The organism is Neptunicoccus sediminis (assembly GCF_001719615.1).
Taxonomy (GTDB): Bacteria; Pseudomonadota; Alphaproteobacteria; order Rhodobacterales; family Rhodobacteraceae; genus Amylibacter; species Amylibacter sediminis.
On sequence record NZ_MDVX01000002.1, the window covers coordinates 133,024 to 152,453 of the forward strand.

The following is a 19,430-nucleotide window of genomic DNA, read 5'->3' on the forward strand; positions in this document are numbered from 1 at the left end:
TACTGTCCACCTGTTGAAACCATCGGGTTCAGGGCATCAGGGCGGCCCGAGAGCCGCCCTGTGTTAATGATTATTGCGCAAGCCAGGCTTGGAATTTCGCGTCGATGTCGTCGCGGTAGTCAGCCCAGAACTCGTAGTTGTAGAGGAACGTGTTCTTTGCGTTCTCTGGGTCTGTTGGCATGTGTGGCGCCATGTCGATCCCCAGTTCGGCGTGCTTGCCAACCAGTGGTGCAGAAGACGCACGGGCCGGACCGTAGGAGATGTATTTCGCCTGATCGGCCAGACGCTGTGTGTCTGTCGCGAACATGATGTAATCCAGTGCGGCTTGCTTGCGCTCTTCGCTCAGGTTTGCAGGGATGATCCAACCGTCAAGGTCAAACACCTGTGCGTCCCACATCATTTTAACCGGCTGCTTTTGCTCTTCGATCAAAGAGAACAGGCGACCGTTATAGGTGGACCCCATCACAACTTCGCCGTCAGCCAGCAATTGTGGCGTATCCGCGCCGGCAGACCACCAGATCACTTCGTCCTTGATGGTGTCCAGCTTGGCCAAAGCCTGTTGCTGCCCCTCTTCGGTGCCCAGAACGTCATAGACTTCGTCCTTGGCTACGCCGTCACACAGCAGTGCCCATTCCATGTTGTTGATCGGACGCTTCTCAAGGCTACGCTTGCCCGGGAAGGCTTCCAGATCGAACACGTCACAGATGTTGCTTGGCTCTTTGCCGCCCCATGCGTCCACATCGGTGCGATACGCGAATGTTGTGGAATACACGATTTGCGGGATGAAGCATTCGGACACCAGCAGATCACCGAAATCCTCGGATGCTTTTGTGCCGTCGGGCGCATCTGCCAACATGGTGTCCGCGTCGATTTCCATCGCCAGACCTTCGTCACACAGGCGGATCGCATCAGAAGCAACAACATCCACCACGTCCCAAGTGGTGTTACCGGCTTCTGCCATCGCCCGCAGCTTGGCAACCGCTTCGGCAGAGCTTTCGTCGTTGATGATGTTCACATCTGGGTTCGCCTTCATGTAAGGCTGGTGGTAGGCTGCATCCTGAGAGGCCGAGTATGCACCGCCCCAGGATACAATGGTCATGTCCTTCGCACCAGCTGCAGATGCGGCGACGACGCCGGCTGCTGTGCTCAGAATAATAGACTTCATATTCATAGAAACTTCTCCTTGTTTACAGTTTACCCGTTCTATCGTTGTTCCATCCGTCCACGGGTGCGGAACGGTCGGTGTCTCTTAGGATTTCGTCCCCCTTGCTCAGGCGTCGAGCGCCCTGCAATCCGCAGTTTCCCAGCTGATCAAGGTCTTTTCACCCACTTGCAGGTGTTTGTGACCGGCAGCATTGGGTACTTTCACCACAAATTCGTCGTTGCCATGCACATGCATGCGGCAGCGGATGTGATCGCCAAGATAGATCAATTCCTTGACCTCGGCTTCTGTGGTGACAAGCCCTTCCTCGCCGCCGACATACACCCGCTCGGGGCGCAGCGACATCGTGGTCCGGCTGCCAGGACCGCCGCAATTTACGGCCAGTCCGCGCACTTTTGCCCCGTCATCCAGAGTGATCGCAGCCACTCCGTCCGTCACGGATTCCACAGTCCCCATCAATGTATTGTTTTCACCGATGAACTGCGCGCAGAAAGAGTTTTCAGGCCGCTCGTACAGGTCTTCGGGCGGAGCCAGTTGCTGGATCACACCGTCGTTAAAAACTGCAATCCGGTCTGACATCGTCAGCGCCTCGGATTGGTCGTGCGTCACGTAAACGACTGTAATGCCCAGATTTTCATGAATGTGTTTGATTTCAAACTGCATGTGTTCGCGCAATTGTTTGTCCAGCGCGCCAAGCGGTTCATCCATCAGAACCAGTTCCGCATCAAATACCAAAGCCCGCGCCAGAGCGATCCGCTGTTGCTGCCCCCCCGAGAGCTGTGCCGGACGCCGGCCCGCGAACTCTCCCATTTGGACCATATCAAGGGCCCGCTTGACCTTGGCTTCCCGCTCGGACTTGCCCATCTTGCGCACTTCCAGCGGAAAGGCGAGGTTCTCGCCAACCGTCATATGGGGAAACAGGGCGTAGTTTTGAAAGACCATGCCAATCCCGCGCTTGTGCGGCGGGATGTTGTTGATCGGATTGCCGCCCAACAGAATGTCCCCGCTTGTGGCCGTTTCAAACCCCGCAAGCATCATAAGACAGGTCGTCTTGCCGGACCCTGACGGGCCTAGCATTGTCAGAAACTCACCTTTAGCGATTTGTAGATTGAGATCTTTTACAACAAGTATCTCGCCGTCATAGCTTTTTTGAACGCGATCAAATACGACAAATGCGTCGTCGTGCGAAGTTGCAGTCAAAACTATCTCCCAGTTGACTTTTCAGGCCTGAAGACCCGTTTTTGTAATTTGTGCGATCTGTGCGACCGGATTTTTATCAGGCTGTTTTCAACCCGTTTTTTTGTGTTCAGGCCATTTGACCCTGTTGGTATGTGGTCAGACTAAGCGAACAATCTAGGAAATAGCAACCGCCAAAAACGGCCTTGAAATACTAAATTGCGACACAGTGTCAGACATTTGGCACCTCTTGGGGGTGTCGCGCCCCCGCGCCGGATTCCGGCTGAGGCCGCTCTTGATGGGGTTTGCGGTGAAGAGAAAACCAAGTTTGGGCAAATTGCTGCCCCATTTGCGCCTCAATTAAGCTCCATCAATTTTTTTGAGCGCCAGCTTCAAGAAATTCATAGTGTTTTAACTTTCGGCGCATAAATTAGTGAGCGAGTATCGGATATGACAGCAAATCTTCACACCTATACAATTGCCGCCAATACAACGCCGTTTGCCGTGACCAAAGGTGGCTTTGCCAGTTTCCGCGCTGGTACATGTGTGAAAAACAGCAGGATCAAAAACCTGAAAAGCACACCGAAGCCCAACGCGAATACCAATGCCGCCGATACGCAAATCGTATGGGTGTTGCGGGACCGTTTCACGGATGAGGTTTTTACCGCCCGTCAGGATATTTCCAGCAATCACGCCGCGCTCTACTCTGAACTGGTCAGCGACCGTCCCCTGCTCGAAGACCACATATACGAAACCGTTAGCGTTTCCATGCCCCATACCGGCGAAAATTCGGTGAAAGAAGCAGATTCACAGCAAAACAAGGCTGAAAACCGGCTCGGCATTGCACGGGGCACCCATGTGATGACCAACCGTGGTGAAGTGCGGGTTGAAAATCTGGTGGTCGGGGATCGTGTGATAACACGGGATCGCGGCATGCAGGACATTCGCTGGATCGGTTCCCATACAGTTGACATCACTCGGGAAAACGCCCCAATCCTGTTCCGCAAAGGCGCCATAAAAAACGCCCGCGATCTGGTCGTCAGCGCCGATCAACGTGTCGTCCTTAAAGGGGCCGAGGCGATGGCCGTGTATGGTGTCAAAGAGGTCCTGATCCCTGCGCGTATTCTTGTGGACGACGTCACTGTCATTCAGGCTGTCGGCGGCCGGATGGAGTTTTTCCAGATCGTCACCGACCAGCACGAAGTCATCTACACAGAAGCCGCCGCCTCGGAAAGCTTTATGCCAACACCGGAAAACCTGGACCTGCTGCCCGAAAACAGTCGGGATGAGGTGCTGGAAACATTCCCTGTGCTGCGCCGCAGACCTGACGCCTATGGTCCCTGCGCCCGCGGCTTTATAGACGCCTGATATTTACCCGCTGAATTGCAAAAAACACCGCTGGTGTCCATGCGGTGTTTTTTTGTGTTCATCGGGCTTCGGGCGGTTCAAACGACAACGCGACTGTCTCGCATAAGCCGATGGTCCGTTACTGATTACGCGAGAAAGGCGTAAATCAGCGTGAAACTGACAAACCCGACAAGAAACCCGATTGCGATACCTGATGCGAAGATGCTGGCAATGACCATTACTGATACTCACTTACACTGAACTACTGAAATTCAGACAACTGCGCCTGATACGTTGATGAGGTCGTTATAGCGCCAAAGTTTTGACAAATTTGTTTCTAATTTTTCACAAGTTTGTCCACGGATTCTGAACGTCACTTTAGGTTTGGTCTTTAAATTACTGAAGTTTAATGATTATACTAAACGGATCGCAAAACCAATATCCGCGCACCCCGCACCAACAAGGCCGCTCACCTCCGATAATCCCGCCACATTGCGGTCGCAATCTCCTTCTTAAACGCCCCCTGATCCAACAAATTCTAATCTCTCGCCACCAACTGATTCCCCGCTCCGGCACAAATTAACTGTCAGAGTCACAGAGAAAGACAGGCCGTCCGCTTCGTGATACACCCGCTTTACAGAACATTCACAACAGAGGAGCATGGCGATGGGTGCCTCGGACAGATTTGACGACACGCTCGAAAAGGCGTTAACGGAATTGAAAGATCAGGGGCTGTATAAAAGCGAACGGATCATAACCTCTCCGCAGTCTGGCGTGATACATCTGGGCGAACGGCAGGCCATAAATCTCTGTGCCAACAACTATCTCGGATTGGCAGACAATCCCGAACTGGTTGAGCAGGCGAAAAAGGCGCTGGATCAATACGGCTATGGCATGGCATCGGTCCGCTTTATCTGCGGCACGCAAACCCCTCATAAGGCTTTGGAAAAACGCATTTCGGACTTTCTGGGAATGGAAGACGCAATCCTCTACGCCGCCTGTTTTGACGCAAACACCGGCCTGTTCGAAACCCTGCTCGGGGCGGAAGACGCGATCATTTCGGATGCTCTGAACCATGCCTCTATCATCGACGGCGTCCGCCTCTGCAAAGCGCAGCGTTACCGATACGCAAACTCCGACATGGCCGATCTGGAACGTCAGCTTATCGCCGCCAAAGACGCCCGCTTCCGCTTGATCGCCACTGACGGCGTCTTTTCGATGGACGGATTTGTCGCAAAACTGCCGCAGATTTGCGACCTCGCCGAAAAACACGACGCACTTGTCATGGTCGATGACAGCCACTCCGTTGGTTTCATGGGCGAAAACGGCCGCGGCACGGCAGAACACTGCGGGGTTGAAGGGCGCGTCGACATCATTACCGGGACGCTCGGCAAGGCTTTGGGCGGCGCATCGGGAGGCTATACCGCCGCAAGCGCGCGGGTTGTGGACTGGCTGCGCCAACGATCCCGCCCCTACCTGTTCTCCAACACGCTCGCCCCTGTCATCGCCCAAAGTTCCATAGCTGTTTTTGACATGTTAGCCGATGGCGGGGAATTGCGCGCCCGATTGCGCCGGAATGCGGGCCATTTCCGCAACCGGATGGGCGCACTAGGCTTTGAACTGCTTCCGGGCGATCACCCGATCATCCCTGTCATGTTACGCGACCCGAAACTGGCCAGCGAAATGGCAGCCCGCCTTGACCAGCTTGGGGTTTATGTGGCCGCCTTCAGTTTTCCTGTTGTGCCACGGGATCAGGACCGCATTCGCACGCAGATGTCAGCGGCCCACAGTATCGCCGACCTCGACCGTGCAATCGACGCGTTTGAGACAGCCGGACGCGAGATGGGGGTTATCTGATGAGCAACAAAATGCGCGCCTTGATAAAATCCCGCGCGGAACCCGGACTGTGGATGGAACACGTGCCGATTCCAGAAATCGGGCGACGCGAAGTGCTGATCAAAGTACGAAAATCGGCAATCTGTGGCACGGATGTCCACATCTGGAACTGGGACGCCTGGAGCCAGAAAGCCGTGCCTGTCCCAATGATCACCGGACATGAATTCTGCGGCGAGATCGTCGAGTTGGGCGCGGCGGTCATGAACCTGAAAATCGGACAAAGGGTCAGCGGTGAAGGCCATATTGTCTGCGGTCACTGCCGCAACTGTCGCGCCGGCCGGGGTCATTTGTGTCGCAATACCAAAGGCGTTGGCGTGAACCATCCGGGCAGCTTTGCGGAATATATCGCACTTCCCCAAGACAATGTGGTGCCGATCCCCGACGATATTCCTGATGAGATCGCCGCGATTTTTGACCCCTTTGGCAATGCGGTGCACACCGCGCTGTCGTTTGACTGCGTCGGCGAGGACGTTCTTGTCACAGGTGCCGGTCCGATCGGCATTATGGGGGCGCTTGTGGCGCAAAAAGCCGGTGCGCGGAAAACCGTAATCACCGACATCAACCCGATCCGCCTGAAACTGGCGCAAGAGATGGGTGTCCAATATACCGTGAACGCCGCTGAGGAATCCCTGCGCGATACCATGGCACGGATCGGAATGACCGAAGGTTTTGACGTGGGTCTGGAAATGTCCGGCGCCCCGCCCGCCTTTCGCGATATGATCGACACAATGAACAATGGTGGCAAGATGGCAGTTCTTGGCATTGCGCCGGTAGGATTTGAGATCGACTGGAACAAGGTAATCTTCAAAATGCTCCACATCAAAGGCATCTATGGCCGTGAGATGTTTGAGACATGGTACAAGATGATCGCACTGGTTCAGGGCGGTCTGGATGTCTCCGGTTTGATCACCCATCGCATCGGGATCGATTCCTTTGAAGAGGGCTTCGCGGCCATGATTGACGGTTCCGCAGGTAAGGTCGTGATGGATTGGCCATAGCGGTCCCGAAAACGCCCTGCGGACATGCTGCCGCAGAGCGTCTCCATTTTCACGGCCATCGGCGTCCCCGCCTGTACCGCGTTAAGATGATACCTACGAATTTCTTTCCATTTTCTTAAAATATCCTCGCCGAAGGCGAAAATTCAGCGCTCCGCGCGGGGATATTTGTTGAAAATGGAACCTACCACGGCACTTCTACCACGATCACTGTCACGTTATCGCGGCCGCCACCGTCCAGAGCGCCTTGCACCAGATGCCCGGCGATACCATCCATCGGATCATTGGCGAGCACGTTGAAGATGTCTGCTTCTTCCATGTAACCGCTCAACCCGTCCGAGCATAACAAAAACCTGTCGCCCGGTTCGTAGCGACCGCGCACCTTGGCGACTTCTGGCACATCCCCCACGCCGATTGCACGGGTTATGACGTTGCCGTGGGGGTGGCGTTCTGCCTCTTCGCGGGTCAGTTTCCCTTCTTCCACCCATTCATTCACCAGCGAGTGATCCGAGGACAACTGACGAACGGCACCGTCGCGACAGTGGTACAGCCGGCTGTCCCCGACCCAGAGACAGACGAAATAATCCTGTTGCAAGATCAGTGACAGCGCGGTTGAGCCCATGGTCCCGCCGTCCCGAGCTTCGGCTTCACTCTGGATCGTGCGATGGGCGGCGTGGAACGCATCGCGCACGGCCTGCATCAACGCGGCCCCTTGCAGGTTTTCGGGAATGGCATTTATGGCGTTTACGATGGTTTGGCTGGCGAAGTCCCCTCCGGCGTGACCGCCCATGCCATCCGCCACAGTCCAAAGCCCCAATGTCTCGCGACTGATCATACCGTCTTCGTTCAGATCCCGCACAAGGCCCACATGACTGGCCGCATCGGTCCGAAAGACCGGTCCCTGTTCAAACATCCTGTAGCCCCCGATCCGGTGAAAGAAGTTCTGCAAACTGCGCCGCTTCGGGCATCCCGTCAAAGCGGCGGCTGTCCCGTCTGGGTGCGCCTGCATAAAAGGTGGAGAGCCAGTAGGACCGTCCGTTTGTGCTGCTGTTTTCTGGATCATACACAAAGGGCAAGACATCGAGCCGTCCTGACAACGCGCCCTTGTCGATCTGCGTATCCAGACAGGCGAGCGCGGCGTTTTCCAGTTCCGTCATCAAGGGTTCGTGATCCAGCAGCGCGGGCGTTGCCCCCTGTTCCAGCGGATGAAACAGGGTTAACGGAAAGCGTCGGCCAACCCGGTCCTGACTGGGCATCAAAACCCCTGTCATGGCGCGCTTCCCGCACACATTCGCATCCAGCACAAAGCGCCAGATGGGTGCGTTCTGGTAGGCCGCGTCCCAATCGCCTCTGAGGGTTTCGCGGCTTTTCGCCATGCCTTGTTGGAGAAACTGATCCCATTCATTGATAAAGGATACATCACCGCGGGCGCGGATGAAATCGCCGTGGGCGGGGATTTTTCCATAAAACCCGAACACGTCAGAGCGAATTGGGGCAGCGAAACAACCGCACCGCCTTGGAGGAGAAAGGGTTAATCGCAGAACCGGCGCGCATTTGGAAGACGGCTATACGACCGCCCACATTGAACACGATACGGGTCTGGTCTGCGACATTGGTGCGGCGGATTTCCGAACTGTCGAGCAGGCGGAACCAGCTCCACGGGCCGTCCATCTGGCGCTGGTTCCGCCGCCCTTCGATCGCGGGGCTGAAGGTGACAGAGGTACTGCCCCCCTGCGGCCATTTCAAAGAGGTCGTCTGCTGGGGACCATGAGCATAGTTGAGCGGCTGGCCGTCGATCAGCAGGGTCACTTCCTGCGCGTTAGGGTCCAGCGCGATGGGTTTGAGATCAAAAGTAATGGATGGCAGGCCGGGCGCGAGAAAATAGGCGTCGCGGATCTCGGCGGCCAGTTCGAATTGTTCCAGCACACTGTCCGAAATCCCCAGGTCCTTGCCCGTGGTGCGTTTGAATTTCCACGGGCGCGAGGACACATCCACATGTTCGGCCAGATTATTGGTGAAAAACGTGTCAATCAGTCCTTGGGGCGCAAACAGCCGGGCAAAATCCTGTATGCCCACTTCGGCGCGGGATTTCCGGTTGAACGGATAGCGGTTGTCCAGCGCCTGTTTGCAGAACGGCAGCACCTGCGCCTGCCACTGGTTGTTCAGTTTGGAGCGTTGCCCCCCCGCCGCAGCGCCCGAGGCGGCCTCTATGATCTGGGTGGACCAGCGTTTGATCGGCCCGTCCATCGGCACGATTGTTTCCTGTAACCGCTGCACCGCTTCGCCCTGCCCTGTGACAGTTCCGCTGACCGACAGGCGGTTCAGCTCCTGATAGACAGCAACATATAATTCCATAATCCGGCTGATGTCGCCCGGCGTGTTTTCATCCGGACCTTTGACAAAGGTATGCAGGCTGTTGAAACGGTCCTGCACTTGCTGGCCGGGTTTGGGCGGCGCCGCGCCATCGACGGTGGCGGCGGACTGCAGCACCGCCAAAAGCCGTTGGGTGCGCACGCCGAGCCCTTCGACCGCAAGGGCACTGCCTTCCGCGCCAAAGCCGCTGGCAACGCCTTCCACAACCTCATTCGCGCGGCGTTCGGCCAGTCGTGTCTGCTCGGCCACCTGATTCATGATCTTGAACACGGGCGAAGACGGACCGGACAAGAGGTTCAGCGTCTTGACCGTTTGGGACATGGACGACATCGGCGCAATGTCCACATCCCCCAGAATGGTTTCCCACGCGATGATATAATCGGAATAATAGAGGTCGAGCACATCTTTTGCGATCAGCGCCAGTGCATTTGCATCGCTGAGGTCTTCGGCGCGGGGACCAAGCACCCAATTGTCCTTTCTGATTTGCTCTGCCACATCGAGCGCGGCCGGCAGGAAGACATTGTAGAACCCGTCATAGGTGTAAATCCCTTCCACGCCGCTGGACAGGGGCAAACCGCTTGGGCGGACCATAACCTGATTTGTCGCCGCACCACCGGCCACAAGCAGGGTCCAGTCCGGCAGGGCCTTGGCCTCCGGTCCCTCAACAATGGTGCGATAGGCCCGCGCCGCCACAGGGGTTTCCGACAGGATGCCCTGCACCTGTTCCACCAGCGGACCGTCCAGCGGAATAGAAATCATCGGCTGGTTAATCATATTCGTCAGATGGGTCACAAGCGCCTGTTGTGATGCGGCGTCGGGCTCTCCGGCGAATTCATTTGCCCATTCCAGCGTGAACCATTGCAGCACCAGATCGCGGTCCATCGGTCCCTGCTGACCGAGCATCATATAGACCTTAAGCGCCTCAAACAGCAGGGTTTCATTGTTGAGATTGGTCTGGATCAACTCCTCCATCCGCAACAAAAGACGGGGCAGTAGTTTCTGGTTCAGCGCGGCGCGATAGGTTTGTGCGGCTTCCGTGCCGACTGCGTCGCCCTGATACAGACCATAGGTCAGGCTGCGCGGGGGCAGCGGATCGGTCTGTGACGGGTTGCCCGGCATGGCAAGCAGGATGTTCAGTGGCTCGACAAGCTGGCGCACATCGGTATCGGCAATCGGATTGCCCGGCACATCCGCTACCTTGCTGGAATAAAGTTCAATCTGCGTTTTTGCATCTGCGACCAACTGCCGGTTTCCCAAAAAGCTGTTGGTCCAAATCCCCACAACGCCAAGAGTCAGCAGCACGGCGGCGGCCACGGTGCCGCGCACAATCCAGCGGTAGCGGCGTTCTACCTTGTCATCGGCTGAGACCAGTCCGGCCTCGGGGAAGATTACCTTATCGAGAAGGTTGCGCAGGAAGTAACTGCGCCCCGCGCCCTGCCCCGAACCCACCGCCTGACGCCCCAGCCCGAAGGTCCGCGCCATCCCGCCCATCAGCCGGTCAATCGGCGTGCCTTCTTGTGTGCCAGAGGAGAAATAGACCCCGCGCACCAGTTGGGTCTGGGAAAACTTGCTGTCGAGAAAAATCTCCGACAGGAAATCCCGCACCACCGGACGCAAGCTAGCCACCTGTTGGGGAAATCCGGCAATCATGGAACGGCGTTGCGGGTCGGAAACCTGCGCCAGCCGGTCCAGTGACAGATCGTTCAGATGGGCCAGCATGGTTTCAAACTGCGCATCAAACCCGTCCAGCGGTTTGCGTTTGTCCTTGGGGCCTTCCATCGGATAGGTGAAGCCCCAGACCTGCTCACGGGCCTCCCGGCCCAAATTTTCAAAAAACTCTGTGAATCCAACGAGAAGGTCTGCCTTTGTCAAAAGGATATACACCGGAAACCGCACCCCGAGCTTTTCGCGCAGCTCTGTCAGGCGCAGGCGGATGGCGGTGGCGTACTCCTTGCGTTGCGCATCATTCTGGACCGCAATATCGGACAGGGAAATCGCCACAATCGCGCCGTTAATCGGCTGGCGCTTGCGGAATTTCTTCAGCATATTCAGAAAACCGTTCCACGCACGACTGTCGGCCTCTGCATCGCTGTCCTGTGTGGTGTAGCGGCCTGCGGTGTCGATCAGCACCGCTTCATCCGTGAACCACCAGTCACAGTTGCGCGTGCCGCCAATGCCGCCAATCGCCTGCATTCCCATCTTTTCGGCCAGCGGGAATTTTAGCCCCGAGTTGACAATCGCCGTCGTTTTTCCGGCACCCGGCGGCCCGATCATCAGATACCACGGCAATTGATAGAGCTTCTGGCTGCGTCCGCGCCCGCCCAGCTTGGATTTGCGCAGGGTTTTGAGCGCATCGCGCATCCGGTTGCGCATTTCGGCCATCTCAGCCTTGACCGTTTCGTCCTGTTCATCCGCCGGATCGTCTTCCACCTCGACGATCTCATCGGCCATTTTGCTCTCACGTCGCGCCCGCAACAGCGCGAACAGCAACATCAGGAACAGGGTAACAACGAATATGATCGCTATTGCCACCAAGCGTGCCGTGACGGTTTCCAGCGGGAAACTTCCGCCCAGACCGATTATCGGCCCGATAAACCAGACCAACGCCATCAACAATCCGGCAACGATCGCAAGGATGCCATTGGTGTGGAAAATCCACTGGAAAATGCGCTGGAAAACCGCCATCTAGTTGTTCTCTCTCATTAAAATGACTTCGATCCGCCGGTTCTCTGCCCGACCCTCGCGGGTGCCATTATCGGCTATCGGTTCCTTGTCCGACCGTCCTTCTGCGGACATGCGGGCCGGATCCTGTAGGGTACCCGCAATGGATTGCATCACCTTTTCCGCCCGTTTGAGCGAGAGGTGCAGATTGGATGGAAAGCGGGCGGTTTTGATCGGAATGTTATCGGAATGGCCCGCAATAATGATCTTTCCGGGTTCCTCATTCAGTGCCTGTGCGATCCGGTTCATGATCGGCTTGAACCGGTCCACCAACGTGTCAGAGGCCGGTTGGAACATGCCTGACCCCTTGATCCGCACGGTAACGGTATTGGCATCATCAAAGACGGTAACTAGCTGTTCTTCAATCTCTTTTTCCAAAAACTTCGCCACACGTTCCTTTTGCCCGCTTTCCACCGGCGGTGGTGGTGGCGGTGGCGGGGCCTGACGTTTCAGTTCCACCTGTTCCTGCGCCCCGAGCGCGGCGAGTTGTCCTTGCAACCGTTCCGTATCCCCCGAGAGCGCCCAGGCCAGCCCCACATAGGACAGGCCCAGGACCGCCGTCATCAGGCCGAAGATCAACCAGGCCGGCATCCATGCGCTAAGCGGTTTATGGGGCAGTTTCAGACCTTTCCACACCGGCGCGATCTCCGGTTCCAGCGGGCCGCGCTGGGCGCGGATCAGGCTGGCGAGCCCTGCACGGATTGTTGCATGTTTCTCTGCGCCCCGATCCTCGACACGCAAGCGCCCCTCAAACCCGAGCGAGAGGCACATAAAAATGAACTCTAGAAGAAGAAGGTTAACGGTCGGTTCCTTTTCCAGCCGTGCCAGCAATTCGTAAAAACGGTCGCCGCCGTGGGTTTCCTTGTGAAAGGTGCCAACCATCGACTGCTGCGCCCAGATAGAGCGCCCGCCCCAAGGGGTGTTCAGCACCACATCGTCAATGGTTGCACAGATCGCATAGCGGGCGATTTTCACCTGCTGAGCGGGCACTTGTGCCTGTAAAGCTGCGGTTTCAAAGCCTTGGATCTGTTGCACGACCGCATTGCGCAGCGCGTTCGGGTCATTGTGCTGGGCGCGGTTGCGGATACGTCCGACGAGGGAAAACAGCGGCGCGGCGGCGGCGTTCAGCGGGTTCAGACCGGATCGCGCCGCTGTAATATCCACTGGCGCCGCTGTTTGTGGTGTTGCCGCCATTGCTGGCGGGTTTGGCGCTGGCGACGGGTCTGCAGGTGTCTCAGGGGCAGCGGGGGAACGACCGCCCGGATTGAGGTTCACCACCGTTTTTTCGGTGTCCCCCGGTTCCGCAAAAGGATCGTCCTTATTCACCCTAGCACCTCGTTTTCAAGCGGCTCATCCGTTGCGGATGGCCCATAATTCCATCTCTAGTCCCGGAAACTCTCCGGCTACATGCACCGCCAACCCGCCGGATGTGCGCATTTTCTTCCAATAGGCGCTGTCGGGGTCCAGCTCGAAGTAGACCACCCCCGCGTGATAGGGGATCTGGCGCGGCGCCACAGGCAGGGGGCGCAAACCGATCCCCGGCAGGGCCGAATTCACCAGTTGCCGGATGTCCTCTACCGGACCCAGCTTGGCCTGTGTCGGCATATGGCGGCGGATGTTTTCAGCGGCGGTATCGGCTTTGCAGGCCAGCACCATTTGCGTATCGCTCAGCAGACGTTTGTCCGCGATGACACCGACCGAAACCCCGTATTTGCGCGGTTGCAGCGGGATCGCCACGGCGGTCTGCTCCAACACCGCAGAAAGATACTGGCGCAACGTGCGGATCAAGGGCTGGAAGGTCGCTGTAAGATTGTCATGCTGATAGGGCGGAAACTCCGGCGGGCGTTTTTCCGGTGCCATAAAAGTGGCCAACTCCCCCGCCAGCCCCACCAGCATCATAAAAAGACCGCAGGGATGGGTGTTTTCCACCTGCCCGAGATGACGGATTTGCGGCAGGTAGCGGTTAACCGTGATCAACAACAGGTAATCCGACAGTTCTGCCACGCCCTTGGCCGGACCATTATCAGCCAGCCGCCCCGCAAGCGCATCGCAGCGATGGGCCAGCAGGCCTTCGATTTCGCGCAGAAATTCTGTCAAAGGACTTGCGGCCCGCTGGTCCAGAACCGTCGGGATAAAGGAACGGTCCAACAGGATTTCCCCGTCAGAGCGCACCTCGATCACCTTGGCGATCGGGATCACAAGCTGGTCTTCGAGATCATCCAGATCAAGGGCGAATTGCAAGCGCAGCTTGCCCACGCCGATGGTCGTCGCCTTGCGATCCCGCCCCACCGCATTGGTCACGTCAACCTCTGCGGGTTGATAGCGGGATGCGGAGTTTTCGTGGAACTCCAGCTCTACCTCAACCGCGCCGTGGCGCCGTGTCGGGATCGCCAGAAACACCACCGAATCCTTAACCGTGGTGGGAACCTCCATCGCGGGCGGCAGGTCATCCACCGCCGGAATGCGAAAGCTGGTGCCATCCGGTGTGATCCCGTCACAGGATTTGATCGCGAATTTACCCAGCCTCAACAGTTCGTCATCTATGGTCAGTTCGCGCAGCCCCCAGATATAGGGCGCAGCCCCCCGCGATACACCCGCGATCTGGCTTTCCAGATAGCGGTCATTCTGCTGGAAGTGATGGGGCTGCAAAAACAACCCTTCGGACCAGATGACTTTACTTTCCCAAGACACGTAGCGCGTCCTTCCTATTTTGAGATATTCACACTGTTCGCACCGAGCGAGATGGTCAGCGTATTGACCTTCCCTGCCACGAGCGGCGTTGTTGCACGCCATTTTGCGGTGGAAATCTCTTTGAACCCGACCGCGACACCAATCGCCGCAGGGCCTTCGCCTTCAAAGGCGGCGGACACATTCTTTGTTTGACCCGGTGACAGCAGCACGGATTCCTTGCGCACAAAATCCGCCCCGAGAACCGCCGAAGGCGTGGCCGTCAATGAGGCGTAATCCGTTCCGTTGAATTTAGCCGTGGAGTTCAGGTAATAAATCGTCGCCTTGACCGGCAACCCGCCGTTCACGCCCGCGCTGGCGGTGACGTTCATCGCCACTTGGGTCGGTGTGGGTGCGCAGGCCGTCATCACCGCCAGTGCAGCTACAGACAGGCCCGCAAGCCTCAGTTTCGCTAGCATAATTCCAGTCCTTTCCTAATCCGATTTCAGTTTTTGCAATTGGTCCTTGTAGGCTTTGGCAAATTCCTTGCCGAACAAAGTATTAAAATCTTCTTCCGCGTCTTCGGACAGTTGTTTGTAGAGTTTTTCAAATACATCCCAGTATTGCGCTTTTTTGCCTTTGAGCAAGCCTCCCAAGCGGCCGCTGTCCTCTATTCGGGTGGCGAGTTCCGCCGGATCGAACCGCGCAAGCAGGGTTTTGATCGCGCTTTCCATGCCCGACATCATCGCTACCTCATGGGCCTTGATGTCCATCATCGCTTCGGCGGCGGCTTTATCGGCGCTTTGATACCCGGCGACTGTGGGTTTGATCATCGCCTCCACCGCCTGCTGACCGGAAATGGAAAACTTGATCGGATTGTTACCATCCGGCGAGATTGTCGTCTGGCCCAACCGCAATTCGTCCTTGATCGAGGCCCGCGCCATCAACACCTCTCGCGCGCCTTCCACTAGGGTGCGAAACGCGATGCCGGTGCGTTCCATGATCGGGCCGAGTTCTTCGTCGCTAATCCGGCTGTGATCCACACCGGCAGCCCCCAGAAACTGCCGCGCGAGGGCATGGTCAGAGGCGGATGACGGGTGCGGTGGTGGCGCTTCGGCTTGCGCCGCAGGTTGCGGCGCGGGCGGTTCAGGCTGCGCTGCAGGCTGTGGCGCGGGGGCCGCCGCCGGTTTTGCGGGGACCGGTTCTGGCGGCGTGCCGAGCAGTTCGTCAATCGGGTCACTGCTGTCGCTTTTTGCGGGCTGTTCCGCCCTATCCGGCTCGGGGATGCTGAACGGCTCTGACGAAAAGGTTGTTTCCGGTATCAACCCGCCCCCGGCCGGAGCCGGCTGGCTTGGAGCGGCGGCATTAGGGGGGCCGCCCATCGGTTCGGGGGTTGCGCCCTGTAGGTCATCCTCCCAGTTGTCGGGAATGGCTTGCGCGGTGCTGTTGGAGCGAAAGAAATCCTGTCCGGGTCCCGAATGGTCCGGCACGCTTGCCCCGCCCTCGCGGTCGGGGTTCGGGGCCACGTCGAGAAAATCGTCAATGGTGTTGTCAGGATCATCCGACAGGTCCGGCGTTTTCATATCCATCGCATTCGGGGGTGCCTCCCCCAGCAGATCATCGAGAAAATCCCCGCCGTCCGTGTCCAGACTGCCCACTTCCGCCAGCGTATCAAGCGTGGGGGCCGTATCCTCTACAATCGGCTCCTCCCCCAGCGGGGGTGGCAGATCACCAAACGGATCGGCAGAGGCAGTCGCCGTGACAATCACCACCTGCATTTCATAAGACCCGATCCGCAGCACATCACCGTCATTCAGCGGCGTTGGAAAATCCCCGAGCGGTGCGCTCTCTCCGTTCAGAAACGTGCCATTGGTCGAGGTATCGACAATCACGTAATCCCCGCCCCGTTCCTGCACCACCGCATGGGAAGACGAAATCTCGCGGGTGGGATCGGGCAGAACCACGTTGTTGGTTTCGGACCGCCCGATGGTTAACGCCCCTCCCACAAGCGGAAAAGCGGTTTCACGGCCCGGCTGGGCGCCACTGGACAGGATTTGCAACGTGAGGGTCATGGTCTTGGTCTTGCTCCCGTCATGAAATCAGAACCGTCGGGCAGCCCGGACCAACGATCACCCCTCCGTGCGCGGTGGAATCCGTCAATCGTGCGGCTGGCTTGCTGCCAATCAGACAAGAGGTGGAGCCTTTTATAATAACATCCGGTGGCCCCACACAGGTGCACATTGTCCCGAGGTTGGCTGCTGGCATATTGCCGATCAGGACATTGGGCTGACCGGGGGGAAGAATCGGACCGCCCACATGGGGAACAATGCCAGTCACCATGGGGCAAACATGTGCGTCGGTCACGCGGGCAGCAGGCAGGCTCATCGGGTCAGCTCCTTACTTATCACAATCACTATAAGTGATTTCATTGGTTTCTCCATCTTTATGGCCGGTTCATTGCGGTTTTTCTCCGGTGCCTCCGGCGGCAATGTCCAAGGAAATTGCGACCAGTTCCTGCCAATTGGCCTCTGCCTGTTCCTGATCTTCGTCCCGAAGGGCCGCGTTCAACAGAACCGCAAAAACCAGTGTCGGCGTGGCGGAAGGGGCGCTTTTGACCTCTTCCTCCATGCCTTTGGCGATCCCGTGAAAGGCTGCATCCGCTGCCATCACGGTCGGATCCTCGGGGTCCGCTTGCTCGATCACCTTTTGTACTGCTGCGCGGGTTTCAACATTGGGATGATAGACCCAGGCCCGCGCCACTTGCAGCGCTTCCGTGGGTTCTGCACCCTGGGGCAACATACGCGCCGCCCCGTGACAGGCGAGCCAGACAGATTCCCGCACCGGCAGCCCATGGGCCATGACATGGAAATAGGATGGCACTGCCCGCGCGGCATAAAGCGCAGCAAGCCCCTCGGATAGAGAAACATCCGGTGCGATGCCCAAAGCGGGATCTATCTTGATCTTGTGTTCCGCACAAAACGGTCCAAAGGGCCGGTCGGCTATCTTTTTGAGGTTGCCGAAATCCGCTGCTGTTTTCGTTGCTTCACTCATGCTGCCTGCCCTTAATTGATCTTGACCAAAGCACCGGCCATCTTGATCAGACTGCCTGATACATCGACCATGCTACCTGCGACTTTGACCTGACTGCCTTCAACCTTGAATTGCGTCGACGTCAGCTTGATCGCACTGGATGTCAGTTCCAGCGTTGATCCCCCGCACACCAGTTTTATGGAAGAATTCGCGGTCAGGGTAATGGTCTGATTTGACGTTACATCAATTTTACCGTCCACGCTCAGCGTATCATCCGAAGCAATATCGGTCGTCCGCCCGCCGGTTTCCACCGACAGCGTATAATCCCCGTCACTGATGGTTTTGCTGAAATCGGTCTGCACCGTTTCCGTCAGGTTCCCCTCACCGCTTTTGACACCATAATCGCGAACGGTATTGCGCCAGACCGACTGGGTGTAATCCCCATCGTCCTTTGAACCGTCCCCGATCTTTACATCCGCATTGTTCTTGATGATCTGGAAATAGTCTTTCTCGGACTGCATCCGAATGAATTCGTTGTCCTTTTTCTCCTCCAGTACAAATTCGTGCTTGGCATTGGTGTCTTCATTCTGGTGCGTATCGCTGACCAGACCGATCTGGGTTTTGTTCTCTGGCAGGGTAAACGGCGTGGTTTGCTGGTCGTTGTATACACTGCCAACGATAAGGGGGCGGTCCGGATCGCCTTCGAGAAACTGCACCACGACCTCTTGTCCGATGCGCGGAATGTGGATCATCCCCCAGTTTTTTCCGGCAATCGGTGTGGCGACCCTGATGAAACAGGAAGATTTGTCGTCCAATTGCCCTTCACGGTCCCAGAAGAACTGCACCTTAACGCGGCCGTGCTCGTCGGTGTAGATTTCATCCCCGCTCGGTCCAACGACCACAGCCGTCTGGATGCCGTGGATCACCGGCCAGGGCACGGTAGAAACCGGAACATAGGCAATTTTGGCGTCTTGCGCGATCAGTTCGATCGTCTGGGATTCAATCAGTGCTTTGGGATCGTATTTGCCGCTGCGGGATTTATCGCGCCACTCTTCCGTCTGCTCGATCCGCAGCTTTTGCTTCAGGTCGAGAACCAGATACTCCTTGTTTTGGGCGCGGGCGGGATGTTCTTTCAGTGTGAATTTCCCTGCAGGTGTCATCGCTTTGACAATCCCCTGTCCCCAGACACGGTTCTTCCCCGCAATGATCGCCTCCATGCGTCGGCGCGCCCGTTTGGTGCCAATTGCGCTCTCTTTAAAACGGCCCGGATAGTCGAAAACCTCCAGCTTTTCCGCGTCATCCATGCGTGTGCCAGTCAATTTCGTTTTTGACTTTATGAAATCATAATCATCCAGCGTGACCTTGTCCGTATCGACGCGGTAGCCGTCCTTCCAGTTGTCGATATAGTCAATTTCAGAGCGTTGACCCGCCTCCTTGTCGATCATTTCAATGTTAGGATCGCCCGCAATCGGAGAGAGCGTGGCGCTGTCGTCGCGGATGGTCAGTTGGTCCTTGCCCGAACTGTAGTCAAAATAGAAAAAACGGCCCTCCTCTTCCAGCAGACGGCGGATGAAATCCCAGTCGCTTTCGCGGTATTGTACGCAGTATTCGCGCAACGGCGGGGTTTCACTGACGCTCCAGCTGTGGTCGCTGAAACCGGCATCGCGCAGCACCACCTTAATGATCTCATCAGCGGTCAGGTCCTGAAATATCCGGCAGTTCGCAGTGCGCGTCAGCAGCCAGGGCCAGGCCCGCAAGCGTACCCTGTAATGGGGATAGGTGCCAAACCCCATGCCCGCAGACATCCCCAGAAAGGTGCATTCGACACAGGTGCCAAACCATTTGCGCACATCAGCTTCCAGATCCATCTCAAGTGTGAAGGATTTGGCCAGAAAGTCGCGGCTGTCCAGATCGGGTTTCTCTGCGAGAAACTCTACAGAGAAATCGCTCAGCCGGTCGATGCCCTCGCTGATGTCAGCCGAAAGCATGTAAAGATCGCAGGGCTGGCCTTCGCATTTTACCCGTTGCGAACGGCCCTCAAGCGGCAGTGGGTCGGCCATGGT

The 19,430-nt window shown here is 57.2% G+C and carries 15 protein-coding genes; 3 read left to right on the forward strand and 12 right to left on the reverse strand.

The window, feature by feature from the left end; all coding sequences use genetic code 11:
- Positions 1–70 precede the first annotated feature (70 nt).
- Entirely contained in the window at positions 71–1,165 is a 1,095-nt protein-coding gene (locus BFV97_RS04655) for an extracellular solute-binding protein (RefSeq protein ID WP_425412264.1), read from the reverse strand.
- A 105-nt stretch (positions 1,166–1,270) separates the two neighbouring features.
- Positions 1,271–2,362, reverse strand: coding sequence for an ABC transporter ATP-binding protein (locus BFV97_RS04660; RefSeq protein WP_069299187.1), 1,092 nt, complete (start codon positions 2,360–2,362; stop codon positions 1,271–1,273).
- A gap of 426 nt (positions 2,363–2,788) precedes the next feature.
- On the opposite strand from BFV97_RS04660, the gene BFV97_RS04665 reads away from it, so the two are divergent.
- From BFV97_RS04665 to tdh, 3 genes are all read left to right on the forward strand, one after another.
- The gene (locus BFV97_RS04665; RefSeq protein ID WP_069299188.1) at positions 2,789–3,706 is read left to right on the forward strand and encodes a Hint domain-containing protein; all 918 of its coding nucleotides are present in this window, start codon (positions 2,789–2,791) and stop codon (positions 3,704–3,706) included.
- Positions 3,707–4,351: 645 nt separating this feature from the next.
- Complete coding sequence (locus BFV97_RS04670; protein ID WP_069299189.1) at positions 4,352–5,542, forward strand: glycine C-acetyltransferase; 1,191 nt, start codon at positions 4,352–4,354, stop codon at positions 5,540–5,542.
- Positions 5,542–6,579: an L-threonine 3-dehydrogenase gene (gene tdh, locus BFV97_RS04675; RefSeq protein WP_069299190.1), complete on the forward strand. Its 1,038-nt coding sequence runs from the start codon at positions 5,542–5,544 to the stop codon at positions 6,577–6,579. The genes BFV97_RS04670 and tdh overlap by 1 nt, the downstream gene beginning before the upstream one ends.
- Positions 6,580–6,760: 181 nt before the next feature.
- On the opposite strand, the gene BFV97_RS04680 is transcribed toward tdh, so the two are convergent.
- The 10 genes from BFV97_RS04680 to BFV97_RS04725 all read right to left on the reverse strand — a co-directional run bounded on the left by BFV97_RS04680 (position 6,761) and on the right by BFV97_RS04725 (position 19,427).
- Positions 6,761–7,489: a PP2C family protein-serine/threonine phosphatase gene (locus BFV97_RS04680; protein ID WP_069299191.1), complete on the reverse strand. Its 729-nt coding sequence runs from the start codon at positions 7,487–7,489 to the stop codon at positions 6,761–6,763.
- Positions 7,482–8,054 carry a type VI secretion system-associated protein TagF gene (tagF, locus tag BFV97_RS04685; RefSeq protein WP_069299192.1) on the reverse strand — a complete coding sequence of 191 codons (573 nt, stop codon included), beginning with the start codon at positions 8,052–8,054 and terminating at the stop codon, positions 7,482–7,484. Before tagF ends, BFV97_RS04680 begins: the two co-directional genes overlap by 8 nt.
- Position 8,055: 1 nt before the next feature.
- Positions 8,056–11,634 (reverse strand): type VI secretion system membrane subunit TssM, encoded by a 3,579-nt coding sequence (gene tssM, locus BFV97_RS04690; RefSeq protein WP_069299193.1) that lies wholly within the window; start codon positions 11,632–11,634, stop codon positions 8,056–8,058.
- The gene (gene tssL, locus BFV97_RS04695; protein WP_069299194.1) at positions 11,635–12,996 is read right to left on the reverse strand and encodes a type VI secretion system protein TssL, long form; all 1,362 of its coding nucleotides are present in this window, start codon (positions 12,994–12,996) and stop codon (positions 11,635–11,637) included.
- A gap of 24 nt (positions 12,997–13,020) precedes the next feature.
- Positions 13,021–14,361 carry a type VI secretion system baseplate subunit TssK gene (tssK, locus tag BFV97_RS04700; RefSeq protein ID WP_069299195.1) on the reverse strand — a complete coding sequence of 447 codons (1,341 nt, stop codon included), beginning with the start codon at positions 14,359–14,361 and terminating at the stop codon, positions 13,021–13,023.
- 14 nt (positions 14,362–14,375) lie between these two features.
- Positions 14,376–14,816: a type VI secretion system lipoprotein TssJ gene (gene tssJ, locus BFV97_RS04705; RefSeq protein WP_069299196.1), complete on the reverse strand. Its 441-nt coding sequence runs from the start codon at positions 14,814–14,816 to the stop codon at positions 14,376–14,378.
- A 15-nt stretch (positions 14,817–14,831) separates the two neighbouring features.
- Complete coding sequence (gene tagH / locus BFV97_RS04710; RefSeq protein WP_069299197.1) at positions 14,832–16,409, reverse strand: type VI secretion system-associated FHA domain protein TagH; 1,578 nt, start codon at positions 16,407–16,409, stop codon at positions 14,832–14,834.
- 19 nt (positions 16,410–16,428) lie between these two features.
- Complete coding sequence (locus BFV97_RS04715) at positions 16,429–16,722, reverse strand: PAAR domain-containing protein (RefSeq protein WP_069299198.1); 294 nt, start codon at positions 16,720–16,722, stop codon at positions 16,429–16,431.
- Positions 16,723–16,791: 69 nt separating this feature from the next.
- Positions 16,792–17,388, reverse strand: coding sequence for a DUF6931 family protein (locus BFV97_RS04720; protein WP_069299199.1), 597 nt, complete (start codon positions 17,386–17,388; stop codon positions 16,792–16,794).
- Positions 17,389–17,399: 11 nt separating this feature from the next.
- Complete coding sequence (locus BFV97_RS04725) at positions 17,400–19,427, reverse strand: type VI secretion system Vgr family protein (protein WP_069299200.1); 2,028 nt, start codon at positions 19,425–19,427, stop codon at positions 17,400–17,402.
- Positions 19,428–19,430: the final 3 nt, after the last annotated feature.